Source organism: Lacihabitans soyangensis (genome assembly GCF_024343775.1).
In the GTDB taxonomy this organism is placed as follows: Bacteria; Bacteroidota; Bacteroidia; order Cytophagales; family Spirosomataceae; genus Leadbetterella; species Leadbetterella soyangensis.
In genome coordinates this window covers 13,399-25,849 of record NZ_RJUF01000182.1, presented here as the reverse complement: position 1 = coordinate 25,849, position 12,451 = coordinate 13,399, and the positions used below count along the sequence as shown (strand labels likewise).

Here is a 12,451-nt window from a genome sequence, read left to right as displayed (position 1 = left end):
TTTGCTGTTTGAGCCTTGTTAGTTTTTCGAATTATCTTTAGTCTCTTCCTTTTTTCCTATCTCCCTAAAATGCATAAACAAAGAACCAAATACTAAAACAACCCAGGCTATTGAGGTGTTGCGGTCATATTTTTGACCCACTTTTATAGATACTGGATCAAAGGTAAATTCTATTTTGTGTTTCCCTGCCGGTACGGCCATGGCTCTCAACAAATAATTACCTCTGATATGCTTGGCTGGTTTACCATCTATAGTTGAAACCCAATCCACGTTTCCTTTATAGTAAACTTCAGAAAACACCACAATCTGATCTTTTTCACTCTCAAAGTTATATTCCAAGTGTTTTGGACTGTAACTGGTTAAAGTTATGCTGCCCGTCGGGTCACTCGCTGGTTTCGTGTTACCCAGGTCTGTTAAAAACGCTTTCTCAACCACTAATGTTTTTGCGGGGTTCAGGCTATCAAGAGCTTTCATCTCCTCCTTAGCACCACTCACAACTTTCAGGTCAGACACAAACCATGCGTTGCCCAGTGCTGCCGGATTCAGCTGAGAAGTTGGGTTACCGTCTTGACCTTTCACAATAAAATATTTGGTATTCAGCATATTCAAAACTCCCATGTTGTTTTTCGATATCTGCTGTTCTATGAGGTCATTAAATCTACTTAGTTTTGCTGCACTATACCCACCTATAGATTTATGATAAACCGAAGTTAAGGAATTGGTAAAAGGACTTGAACTAACATCTATTACCCTGTAAGACAAGGACTTATCTTGCAATATCTGTTGATCTGCAGCCGTTGGAGAAAATAAATTATCAATAGCGTCAGGTTTCTTCTGAAAATCATCCTTTGTTAAATATCTCTTGTCGACCGACCAAAGGTCAAACAATACCAAAATCACAACCAAAGCCCCAACGATAGTCGTATTTTTCAAAGTGTTTTTGACATAAAGCCATAGCACCAAGGCTGTTACTAAGATAAGGATTAAACTTCTTATGGCATCCGAACTCATTAGAGATTCTCTATCAGCCAAGAGAGCATTGTAAACCTGATTTACGGCGGTTTGATTATTTCCAAAACTTTGTCCAAGCACTTCTTTAAACTGGGCATCTTTCGTAGATGTAAAGTTAAAAATACCTGGCACAACAGCGAAAATCAAACATAAGCCCCCAGCTATACCCAAACTAACAAGAAAAGGCTTTTTAAAATCACTCCATATAGGTTTGTTGGTAATAATGGTATGAAGACCCATAGCCGCAATAGCTACTACACAGAGCTGGAATAATGTTAGAATCATACTCACAGCTCTGAACTTATTAAAATAGGGTAAATAATCAAACAATAAATTATTGAACAATCCTAGATTTCCTCCCCATGAAATAAACAAACAAAGCACTCCACTTACCAAAAACGGTAATTTGTATCTTTCGTTAGCATAAAAAAGACCTAAAAGAAACAAGAATAATAAAATTGCTCCGGAATAAGTTGTGCCACTCACAAACTGTTGATCACCCCAGTAAGTCGGTAAGCTTTTTACGAATTGTTGAGCTTGTTCAAAGTCCACGCCTAAAGACGTAAGTGCCTTGAAAGACTCTGAATTTTTGTCCAATTCTCCTGAACCACCACCTGAGAAATTTGGTATTAAAAACGAAAAAGATTCCAATTTGCCGTAACTCCATTCAAAAGCGTAATCTTTCTCAAGACCTTTTGTACTACTGCCGTTATCGCTTAACTCACTTCCACCACGCATGGTATATTTGGCATAATCGTTTGATGTCCAAAGTCTTGAGGTGTTAGTACCAATTACCAACAAACCCAAAGTCAAACATAAGCCAGAAGCCAGTATAAAATTACCCAATTTCTTGTTTCTAATAGCCCTTACGACTTCAAAAATGCTTAAAATAATGATGATAAAAGCAGAATAATAGGTTATTTGAAAGTGGTTGGCGTTTAATTCCAATCCTAAACCCAAACTGAATATTGCAGCACCCAACCACGGCTTGTCTCTGAAACCCCAAATAAGACCCGAAAGCATCAAAGGCACAAAAGCCAAAGCGTAGACTTTCGCCAAATGCCCTGCCTCAATAATAAGTATGTTATAGGAGAAAAATGCATAACCTATGGCTCCCATAATTGCGGGAAAAACTCCAACACCTAAAGAAATTAAAAGTAGGTACGCACCAATCAAATATAGAAATATAAATGTACCATCTTGGGTAAACAAATAATATATGTATGGCTGGAGCTTAACAAATATACCTTCGGAGTAGTCCCCTCCCACAAAGTAGGTAGGCATCCCACCAAACATGCTGTTGGTCCAACCTGTGTACTCGTTGTTGTTCTCGATAGAAAACTTTCGAATTTCGGATTGTACGGCTCTCATTTGGTAGGTATCGCTTTGAAGTAAAGATTTACCACTCAAAATTGGACTCATAAAACCAACAGAAAGCAATGCAAAAAACACAGCTACGAATAAATGGTTTAAATTGGATTTGTTGAAAATCAACTTTTTCATCTATATAATTATTTTATTTTTTCAGCAATAATTGTTACTTCCATACGGAACAAGGATTTACCCCTAAACTTAATTTTCTTCAATAATCTCATCAACCAAGAATCCTCAATGGCAGCATAAAAACTACTTGGCAACCTGAAATTTGGGAATATTTGTTTTAATGGATTCAAAGCAATAAAGGGAATGGGTGACTTAAAGTTACCGAAACCATACTTCTCCAGATTATCCATCGTTTCTTTAAAAGTGGTTTCATCTACATGTAGACAGGTTGCTTCCAAATTCCCTGAAAAAGTTCTATCTACAAGCAATGTCCAATCCGCCGGGCCAAAAAGTCTACTAGGAATAATCAAAACCAATTTACCACCAATGACCAAACTATCTGACAGTGATTTTAAAAAGAAAGCTTTGTCTGCTGGGACTATATGTTCATACACATTATCTAACATAGCGGCCTCAAATTGTTGAGGCACAGAGAATTTTATAATACTCGATTGAATGGTTTTGATGTTTTCCGAGAAGGCATCCTTTGGAAAAGTCGGAGCTTTTACATCCAATCCATACAGGGTTTTATAACTTAGTCCTGATTGTGCAACCACATACAAAAAAGCACCACTGCCACAACCAATATCAATGATAGACTTTCCCTCGAACTCCTTTTTGTAAATATTTAGAATTAATTTTTTCGCATCTATTAAGTCAAAGAAATATTCTTTTAAGTAAGGTGCTGTTGCCTTGGCTGACTTGGTATAAATATACTCATAAAGTGCGGTTCTCCTATCAAAGTCATTTTCGGCTAAAATCTCTTCATGGAACTTAGATTCTGAAACATACATTTCTTCTAAGACATGAATAGGCAAGCCAGTCTTTGAAGAATAAAACTCCGAATTTTCTTTGTTAATTAACTGCATTCTTAGGAAAATAGTACTAGTTTTTGGTTGCTACGAATTAGTAATACCAAAAACTTGACCAAATTTAGAAATAAGTAAACGAGATTAACAATAAAATTCAAAATATCACGGGATAAGTGTGGTTTTTGAAGTCAATTTTTCTTAAAAATGCAAAATTCCAATTGAAATTATAAAGCCGATTGAAGTACATAACCTGTTTAGTTACCTATGTAAGCAAGGTTTAGAAAAATCATTAAATATCGACATTGTTCTGAAAGAAAACCCAAAATACCAATATCTAACTTTGAAAGTTCTTAGCCACCAAGGTTTAATAGACGGAGGGATTGGTAAAAAATACAATTCAATACTTTTTGATGAAACACATCCTCCGTATCATTTCAAAATGACTTTTTTCAAAAACATTGACCCGTTAATATTAAAGGCGAAAAATGATTTAAGGTCGGGGAATTTTCGGACGTAGGTGCCGCCTACATGAAGAAAAAAAGGTGAATGTACTATGGCATCGGACTTGAGCACAAAACACTTGTGGAAGATAACATTCCTTTGGGATTAATAGACGAATGAACCACTCAGAATGTGGAGAAAATTTCTTCTGAAAATAATTCAATTTATTCTGTATGCTGTACAGAAGCTTATTATCATTTTTCGAGACCTTCTACTGGGTTTTAGGAGCTAATTCGAACAGCTAAAAATGGGGTGAAAATTATAGAACCAAATGATATTGGTATTTCCTTTCCCGCACTTTCTTTTGTCAGAAATATCCTATACAGAATAAACACTTCCTTGATGAAGAGAATTTGGAAAAATCAGTATTCTTACGAATCAGTTGGAAACTATGTATTTAAAATTTCGTTGCGAGAGTTTAAAAAAATGGCGGTCGGACTAGGTCTCCCTACACTTACTGCAAGGGCTGTAATTCTGCAATGGGAGCAAAAATATCAATCAAAAACCTTCCAGGCCATAAAAAGAAAACTGAATGACCTATTTATGCGTTTTAACAATAATTCCCTATCAGCATTTATCGATTATAGTCTTTAAAGAAAAACCAAACAATGAAAATCTTGAAAGACTAAAATCTTATAATTACAGAATTTATAATCTTCCTAAATACCCGTATAGTTGAGGTGAGGCATTAAAATTCGGTATAAAATTATTAAGACCAACAAAACGAGAGATTAACCAGAAAAGTACGGTTTAAAACATATTAGCAATAAACCACAAGGTCATTTTTTTTGAAGAATCACAATAATAAAATTATCAGTTTCAGTTTAACCAATCAATGTCCTAATTTTAGCATATTCTTAAATTGAAGAATGACTTCGTTGAAAATGCAAGGAACGATATGTTGCTAAATTATTTCCTGGTAAAAAAATACTCCAAAGGCTCGCAACAAAGGGTTTGGGTACCTTGTTCGAAAATAAAAGGACAACAACCCTGGCTAGGGCAAATAAAGGTTGGGCTATCAAATGTATAACTACCTTCTGACGTAACTGAAAGGGTATTAGCATTTTGGTTTTGAATCACTTGACCGCCTTTCCTCCAAACTACATTTGTAATTTTAGAATCTTCAAGAATAATTTGTCTACCGCCGAACGAAGATCCAGATACCTTAATGGGCATTGTAAAACAACTCCTTGTGAAATCATCTTCGGTATCTAGACCATTGTTCGGTGATGAATCAGAATCTACCTCATTTACACTATAAACTTCTCCCTCGGCATACCACACTCCATATTCCATTGGTGTATATTTCATGGTTAAGATTGCAGTCTCTTGACCAATTAAACCAGGCAATGACCATATACCTGTAGCAACATCAAAAGAACCCTTCGAACCTACTGCAGAAACGAACTTTACGAAAGGTGGGAAATATGGTATGTTGATAAAAACCTTTATGTTACTCGCATTTGCAGAGCCCTGATTTTCTAAGGTAAAGGTAATGGTACCTTCGGTTCCAATCTCAACCTTTTGGCTAACGGAAGAGGATCTTAATGACAAATCAATGTTTGATTGTCCAAACGAAACGAAAGAAAGCTGGAGGATCAGCAATGTGATTAGGGAAGTATACTTAAGCATAATATCTTATTTTGAAAGAATCATTTTCTTATTAGGAACTTGTTTGTTATGGTCAAGAAGTATGCCAAAAATTATTATACGGATACATTTGAGCGACAAAGGTTATAAAACGAAGAGAATAGTGTGCTTCACGAAGTTTGTTGAATTGTAAAAATTATGGTAATTCATCCAATTATTAATTCAAAGTTTGTATTTTGTCGTTCGAAAAATCCGTAAAAACAATGAAAAACTGCCCGGAATGCGGAAATATCATTTTAGGAAGAGTAGACAAAAAGTTTTGCTCTGATATGTGCCGCAATAATTTCAATAATAAGCTAAAGGCTGTAGATGTAAATTATGTTCGCAATATCAACAACATTCTTAAAAAAAATAGAAGAATTTTAGAAGAAATCTGCCCTGAAGAAAAACAAAAAACAACCAGAGCTACATTAAATAAGAAGGGTTTTGACTTTAACTTTATCACTCATCAACGAAAAACTCAGGCCGGCTCAGTTTATTTGTTTGTATACGATTATGGATACTTAGAACTTGACAATGACTTTTTTTTGATAGTAAAAGACAATAGAAGCAAAGAATAAACGTAGTAAATTGCATCATTAAAATATTTTTCATGTTAAGACTTACCTTATTTGTACTTTTTTGTCTCTCTCTACTTTCATGTCATAAAAAAATGGGCGGCTTTCAGCGATCTACGCGAGAAACATTCACTACAAAAACTCGAAATGCTAGCCAGCCTCTTGTATCTGAAAATCCTATTTTAACAGAAAAACTAGGACCCGAATTTGAAGAAGTTACAGCCAACAATTCTAACGAACTTAGAATAGAAAGTCTTGCGTCGGAAATTAAACATTACCCTGTAAGTGTCAATAGAATCAGAAACAACTCGAAAATACAAACAAGTCAGATTGCCGGTGAAACTACAATATCAGAAAAATCTACCGAGAAAGTTAATTTGAAGCCAATTAAACGGAATCCAGTTTTTAATGACAGTTTAAAGATAGGTCTTGTATTTTTATTAATTGCCTCGGCTTTAGCGTTTGTGCCTGCTTTACTCCAACTTGCTGTTTTGTTTGCAGTGGTAGCCATGGTATTCTTGTTCATTGGGCTCAAAAAGCTTTTCAACCGCAGGGCAAAAATCAAGAAAAAGAAAATTCGAAAAGAGAATAATCAAATTAGAAAGGAGAAAATTAAAGATATATTTAAAAAATGAAAAACATCGTTTTTTTACATGGTTTTGGTGAGAATGCATCAATTTGGTCGGAATTCACAAAACTATTAAATCCTCAAAACCAATATCACTTTCCTGACTTCTCGGAAAAGAAAGATTGTTTCTCCATACCCGAGTACGCCGATTGGTTGAAGAATTATTTGGACAAGAAAAAAATAAACGAGGCGGTAATTATAGGTCATTCCATGGGTGGTTATATATCTGTTGAATTTTGCCATAAATACCCCGAAATGGTTCTGGGCCTTGGTTTATTTCACTCCTCGGTGGCTGCCGACAGCGAAGAAAAAAAGGAAAACAGGGATAAAACCATTCAGTTTTTGATAAAACACGACACGAATCTCTTCATAAAACATTTTTATCCAAACATGTTTACGGAGGAATTCAAGGCCAGCAACAGTGATTTCATACAAAAAAACATTGAGGAGTTTAGTAAAATCCCTAATGAAGCTCTGCTTGCGTCTACCTTAGCTATGAAAAGTAGACAAAGCCACGTAGAAAACATCAGTGACTTCAAATTTCCAATTTTTCAAATACTTGGCCAACAAGATACTTTTGTAAATTACAAAGATGCTTTAGACCAAACCGTAAGAATGCAGAGACCAAATCTGTTGCTAATGGACAACATTTGCCACGCAGGTATGTTCGAAAGTCCAAAAATATGTGCTCAGTTCATCAATTCTTTTCTGTCTTCCTTTTAAACCTTATAACTTCGGTGAGCATCCAGCTTCAGAAAAACAAAAAGTAAAAGTGTAAACGACATTAAGGAAGATCCTCCGGAGCTTACGAATGGAAGCGGAATACCAATCACGGGCATAAGACCCACTGTCATACCTATGTTTACTAAAATATGGAAGAATAAAATACTGGCCACACCATAACCGTAAACTCGAGCGAATTTAGACTTCTGTTTTTCCGCTAAACTGAGCAGACGAGTAAGTAAAATAAAATACAAACCAAGCAAAACGAAACTGCCGAAGAAGCCCCACTCCTCACCCACTGTGCAGAAAATAAAATCGGTGGATTGCTCAGGCACAAAGTCAAACTTTGTTTGGGTACCTTTCAAATAACCTTTTCCGATTGCTCCGCCACTGCCGATGGCAAGCTTTGACTGCGTAACGTTCCAAGCGGCACCCAAAGGGTCAATATCAGGGTTTACCAATACTTTAATACGCTTTTGTTGGTGTGGTGCTAAAACATTATTGATGATAAAATCAACTGTAAGAACAAACCCTGAAAACAAAATAAATAATCCAATTACCCGTTGAAGGTTCTGTTTGTTGCGTTCATAACGTTTCAAGAACAAATACCAAAACAATACCCCAAACAAAGCCAAACCCAAAACAACCACCCAGTTTGGAAAAATTAAGGCCAATATCAATAAGACGATAAAGGATATAATAAGAGCCGGATAAACACCTGGAAGGCCTTCTCTATAAAGGACTATAATAAGTGCTGCAAAGGTTAGTGCAGAACCCGTTTCTTTTTGTAGAATAATAATGATTGGTGGAACAAAAATAAACAAAGCAGCACGCACGGCATACTTCATTTTGGATACATTCACCCCCATCGTACTCAGATACTTGGCTAAGGCCATTACCGTAAAGGTTTTGGCAAACTCAGCTGGTTGAAGCGAAAAGGCACCAAATTTAATCCAAGACTTAGAACCTTTAATGTCGCTGCCCAGAAAAATCGTCCCTATCAAGACTACTATCCAGATGCCATAAAATATATATGCAAAGGTATCGTAGACTTTAAAATCAACGAAAAGTATAATCAAAATAAGCATAAAAGACACAGACATGAACAGGATTTGTCTTCCAGCATTGTGTTCTAATGAAAAAATTGGTTTCGGATTGTCGACGTTGTAAACAGCCGCATAAATATTCATTAAGCCTACCAAAAGTAAAGCCACATAAATCCAGATGGTAGTCCAGTCTATTCCTTGTTTTATATCTATCTCTTTTGCCATCAGTTTTTAGTATTTACAGGTGTGCTTTTCGGTTCTAAAGATTTACTAGAAGACGATGCTGCTACGGTGGTCCAGCGGGTATTTGAAACCTGTTCTTTGTAGGCCAACCTTGACACTTTACCCTTTAAATATTGTTCTATCATAAGTCCACAGATTGGAGCTGAGGCCACGCCACCAAATCCTCCATTTTCCACTACAACTGCTATGGCGATTTTAGGCTTATATTTTGGTGCAAATGCTATGAATATCGCGTGATCCTTGCCTCTTTTGTTTTGTGATGTTCCGGTTTTACCACATACCTCTATTCCTTCAACTTGTGCTGACCTACCAGTACCATTAGATACCACCAAGCCCATACCCTTCACTACTTCTTCAAAGTGTCTCGGACTTATGCCGGTGCGGTGGGTTTCTACTTTGAAGCCCTTGATATTATCCTTACTAACTCCAGTGCTTCTAACCAAATGAGGTGTTAACCAATAACCTCTATTGGCCAATGTGGCACAGAGGTTTCCAAGTTTAAGTACATTTACCCCATATTCACCCTCCCCAATACTAAGTGAATAGATATTTGAAAATTTCCACTGATTTTTTCCATAAACTTTATCATATCTTTTGACATCTGGTAGTACTCCTTTGGTTTCTGATGGAAGATCAATTCCCAATTTTTTACCAAATCCAAATTTAGAAACAATCTCGCCCCAAGTCTCTAAACCTACCCTAGCTTGTGCAAAAGGGCTGGTCTCACTATTATTGGCTATAATTTTTCTAAAAACATTATAGAAATATGGATTACTTGATTTCTCAATTGCGTTGTAAAGATTGGCTGCCTCATAGGTGCCACTGTGATAAGCGAACATTGTTGGAGAACCAACAAAGGAAGTTCTTGGCGTTATAACGCCCATTTCTAAACCTATAGCAGCTTGAACCAATTTGAAAGTTGAACCGGGTCTATAAAAGGCCGAAATTGCACGGTTGTTAAGTGGTCTATCAGGATTTCGGCTAAGTGCTGCGTAATTTTTCGAAAATTGCTTACCTGATAATAAACTTGGATCATAGGTTGGGTATGAACCCATGGCCAATATTTCTCCAGTGGAAGGATCGATAGCCACAACCGAGCCTACTTTGTTTCTAAACAGCGTATCCGCCAACTGTTGAAGTTCTAGATCGATTGAGGTGTAAAGGTTTTGACCAATAACTGCTAAAGTATCATATTTGCCATCATTGTATTGACCTTTCTCCTCACCTTTCACATTCATCAAAGTAAACTTCACGCCCCTAATTCCTCGAAGTTCATTCTCGTAATATTTTTCTAAACCCGAAAGACCAATATAATCTCCTTTTCTGTAATATTCTTCCTCCTGTTCCTCAAATTTCTTTTGGGGAATTTCACCAATATATCCCAAGGCGTTTGCCATTGTTTTACCTGGGTAAGTTCTAAAGAACGACTGCTCGAAGGTAAAGCCTGGATACTGAATCATGGCATCTACTACGCTTGCATATTCTTCTTTGGTCAGTTGACGCAGAAAGAGAGAGGGTCTGTCTTTGGAATACTCTCTGGCAGCTGTAAGTGTGCTATCTAAAAACCCTTTTGTTATGTTAAATAATTTACAAAACGAAGTGGTGTCAAAATTTACAACTTTCTTGGGGGTTACATATACGTCGTAAACCTCTTCATTGGCCACAATAAGCTTACCATTTCTGTCATAAATCTGCCCTCGAAGTGGTATATTTATTTCTCGACGAATGGAATTCAAAGCACCTAAAGACTGATACTTGGGGTCTAATATTTGTAAATAAAATAATCTAAGGATATAGATGATACCTATAGAATAAAAGAATATTAAAATAACTGGTTTTCTACTTTCGAGCATGAATGTAATGAGGACAAAATTACACCCCAAAGTTCCGAAAATTTTGGATGATTTTTGTACAAACATCAATAAAAAATATTTGAGCATGTTGTTATAATCTTACAAAATCACCAAGAATTTACAATTTTGGATAAAAAGCTGATTTTTAGCATTTTCATTTATAAAGAAGTCACCATACCTTCAAAAAAAATCCAAAAGCTTAAGTCGTCCAAGTAAAAATATTAAATTTGTAAAAAATTAAAACGCTTGAATTTTTTACAAATCAAAGAAGTGGATATGTCTGCGGTGGCCGATGAAATTATTCGAATAGGAAGTAAAATTCCGATTTGGACATTTGAGGGTAATCTTGGTGCTGGCAAAACAACTTTGATTAAAATATTGGCAAAAAAACTAGGAATTATAGACCCCATCAGCAGTCCTACTTTTTCGTATGTTAATGAATACGACCACAAAATTTTTCACTTTGATTGTTATCGACTGCAATCAGTAGAGGAAGCTCTAGACTTTGGACTTGAAGAATACCTCGACTCAGGCAAAATGTGTTGGGTCGAATGGCCGCAAATCATAGAGAGTATTATTCCTCTCCCCAAGCTTGAAATTGTGATTGAACACGCCCAAAATTTTTCTCGAAATATTTCTGTAAAAACTATTAATTAAGATGGCAACTGATACTTTAAAAGAGTTGGCGAGAGCATCGGCCATTAGTCCGAAAGAATCCCCATTCGCGATTCAAGCCAAACAGTTTAATCTAAGCCTAGGTTTGCCCAAGGAATCGTCTGAATTTGAGAAACGCATAGCATTAACACCAGATGCCGTCGCTATTTTAGTAAGAAATGGCATGTCGGTTTCAGTGGAAACGCTCGCAGGTCAAAGTGCCAACTATTCCGATGTAGATTATGCCAATGCTGGAGCTCAGATAGTTTACAGCCACAAAGAGATTTTCGAAAATGACATAATTTTAAAAATAGAACCTCTTAAAAATGAAGAGTTTGACTTTATTAAACCCAACACCACGTTAATTTCTACGCTCAATCTGCCAACCTTAGATCAAACCTATTTTAGTAACCTCAACAAAAAGAAAATTACGGCTATCGCCTTCGAATTTATTGAGGACAAAGTTGGCGAATTTCCTATCATTAGGGCGATGAGCGAAATTGCGGGAAGTGCGGTATTATTGATTGCAACGGAGTATTTGAGTAGTGTAAACAACGGAAAAGGTATAATACTCGGTGGTATAACGGGGGTGCCTCCAACAAATGTTGTCATACTCGGAGCAGGAACAGTAGGTGAATTTGCAACGAGGTCTGCACTGGGTTTGGGAGCCAATATTAAAGTATTTGACAGGCAATTGTACAGACTGCAGAGATTACAATATGCCGTTGGGAGTAGGATTTTCACCTCAATAATAGACTCAGTTAACCTTGGTCAAGCCATCAAAGAGGCAGATGTGGTAATTGGAGCATTAAGAAGTGAAATAGGCATGGCACCACAAGTAATAACAGAAGAAATGGTGAGTCAAATGAAACCCAATTCGTTGATTATTGATGTAGCCATTGACCAAGGTGGCTGCTGCGAAACTTCCGAGATGACGAGTCATGGCAAACCTGTTTTCAAAAAACACGAGGTTATTCACTATTGTGTGCCAAACATCGCATCGCGTTTTGCTCATACGGCCAGCATAGCTTTAAGCAATATTTTCACACCAGTTCTAATAAAAACGGAAGGATTGGGAGGAGTAAATGAAATGATTTTTCAAAATAAATGGTTTATGAAAGGTGTGGTGTGTTACAAAGGAAGTGTGACCAATCTACACCTTGCCAAAAGATATAATTTAAAATATAAAGACCTAGGACTGATTTTATCGGCCAGATTTTAATTCAATAAA

Annotated in this window: 11 protein-coding genes; 6 read left to right on the top strand and 5 right to left on the bottom strand. The window is 36.4% G+C overall.

The genetic code is table 11. From position 1 onward, the window contains the following. Window positions 1–18: 18 nt before the first annotated feature. The gene (locus EGI31_RS20490; protein WP_255039030.1) at window positions 19–2,514 is read right to left on the bottom strand and encodes a putative glycosyltransferase family protein; all 2,496 of its coding nucleotides are present in this window, start codon (window positions 2,512–2,514) and stop codon (window positions 19–21) included. Between the two features lie 8 nt (window positions 2,515–2,522). Continuing rightward, window positions 2,523–3,422, bottom strand: a complete 900-nt coding sequence (locus EGI31_RS20485) for a class I SAM-dependent methyltransferase (RefSeq protein WP_255039029.1) — start codon at window positions 3,420–3,422, stop codon at window positions 2,523–2,525. A 696-nt stretch (window positions 3,423–4,118) separates the two neighbouring features. Here EGI31_RS20485 and EGI31_RS20480 point away from each other — a divergent pair. After that, complete coding sequence (locus tag EGI31_RS20480; protein WP_255039028.1) at window positions 4,119–4,460, top strand: hypothetical protein; 342 nt, start codon at window positions 4,119–4,121, stop codon at window positions 4,458–4,460. A gap of 315 nt (window positions 4,461–4,775) precedes the next feature. Here the strand turns inward: EGI31_RS20480 and EGI31_RS20475 are convergent, their stop codons facing one another. Further along, the gene (locus EGI31_RS20475) at window positions 4,776–5,498 is read right to left on the bottom strand and encodes a DUF11 domain-containing protein (protein WP_255039027.1); all 723 of its coding nucleotides are present in this window, start codon (window positions 5,496–5,498) and stop codon (window positions 4,776–4,778) included. A 221-nt stretch (window positions 5,499–5,719) separates the two neighbouring features. Between EGI31_RS20475 and EGI31_RS20470 the strand changes: the two genes are divergently transcribed. From EGI31_RS20470 to EGI31_RS20460, 3 genes are all read left to right on the top strand, one after another. After that, window positions 5,720–6,076 carry a hypothetical protein gene (locus tag EGI31_RS20470; protein ID WP_255039026.1) on the top strand — a complete coding sequence of 119 codons (357 nt, stop codon included), beginning with the start codon at window positions 5,720–5,722 and terminating at the stop codon, window positions 6,074–6,076. A gap of 92 nt (window positions 6,077–6,168) precedes the next feature. Continuing rightward, window positions 6,169–6,708, top strand: a complete 540-nt coding sequence (locus EGI31_RS20465; RefSeq protein WP_255039025.1) for a phage holin family protein — start codon at window positions 6,169–6,171, stop codon at window positions 6,706–6,708. After that, window positions 6,705–7,424: an alpha/beta fold hydrolase gene (locus EGI31_RS20460; RefSeq protein WP_255039024.1), complete on the top strand. Its 720-nt coding sequence runs from the start codon at window positions 6,705–6,707 to the stop codon at window positions 7,422–7,424. Before EGI31_RS20465 ends, EGI31_RS20460 begins: the two co-directional genes overlap by 4 nt. Here EGI31_RS20460 and rodA read toward each other — a convergent pair. Then, window positions 7,421–8,695 carry a rod shape-determining protein RodA gene (gene rodA / locus EGI31_RS20455; protein WP_255039023.1) on the bottom strand — a complete coding sequence of 425 codons (1,275 nt, stop codon included), beginning with the start codon at window positions 8,693–8,695 and terminating at the stop codon, window positions 7,421–7,423. The two genes, EGI31_RS20460 and rodA, sit on opposite strands and share 4 nt — an antisense overlap. Then, window positions 8,695–10,653: a peptidoglycan D,D-transpeptidase FtsI family protein gene (locus EGI31_RS20450; protein ID WP_255039022.1), complete on the bottom strand. Its 1,959-nt coding sequence runs from the start codon at window positions 10,651–10,653 to the stop codon at window positions 8,695–8,697. The genes rodA and EGI31_RS20450 overlap by 1 nt, the downstream gene beginning before the upstream one ends. Window positions 10,654–10,812: 159 nt before the next feature. Here EGI31_RS20450 and tsaE point away from each other — a divergent pair, with 159 nt between their 5' ends. Further along, window positions 10,813–11,223 (top strand): tRNA (adenosine(37)-N6)-threonylcarbamoyltransferase complex ATPase subunit type 1 TsaE, encoded by a 411-nt coding sequence (tsaE, locus tag EGI31_RS20445; protein ID WP_255039021.1) that lies wholly within the window; start codon window positions 10,813–10,815, stop codon window positions 11,221–11,223. Between the two features lies 1 nt (window position 11,224). Then, a complete protein-coding gene (locus EGI31_RS20440) occupies window positions 11,225–12,442 on the top strand; it encodes an alanine dehydrogenase (protein ID WP_255039020.1) in 1,218 nt (405 codons plus the stop codon). Window positions 12,443–12,451: the final 9 nt, after the last annotated feature.

Bases quoted from the DNA above. Each gene is read 5' to 3' on its own strand.
- EGI31_RS20450 (WP_255039022.1), bottom strand. From the start codon at position 10,653: ATGCTCAAATATTTTTTATTGATGTTTGTACAAAAATCATCCAAAATT.
- EGI31_RS20485 (WP_255039029.1), bottom strand. From the start codon at position 3,422: ATGCAGTTAATTAACAAAGAAAATTCGGAGTTTTATTCTTCAAAGACT.
- EGI31_RS20465 (WP_255039025.1), top strand. From the start codon at position 6,169: ATGGGCGGCTTTCAGCGATCTACGCGAGAAACATTCACTACAAAAACT.
- EGI31_RS20460 (WP_255039024.1), top strand. From the start codon at position 6,705: ATGAAAAACATCGTTTTTTTACATGGTTTTGGTGAGAATGCATCAATT.
- EGI31_RS20475 (WP_255039027.1), bottom strand. From the start codon at position 5,498: ATGCTTAAGTATACTTCCCTAATCACATTGCTGATCCTCCAGCTTTCT.
- EGI31_RS20440 (WP_255039020.1), top strand. From the start codon at position 11,225: ATGGCAACTGATACTTTAAAAGAGTTGGCGAGAGCATCGGCCATTAGT.
- EGI31_RS20490 (WP_255039030.1), bottom strand. From the start codon at position 2,514: ATGAAAAAGTTGATTTTCAACAAATCCAATTTAAACCATTTATTCGTA.
- EGI31_RS20470 (WP_255039026.1), top strand. From the start codon at position 5,720: ATGAAAAACTGCCCGGAATGCGGAAATATCATTTTAGGAAGAGTAGAC.
- rodA (WP_255039023.1), bottom strand. From the start codon at position 8,695: ATGGCAAAAGAGATAGATATAAAACAAGGAATAGACTGGACTACCATC.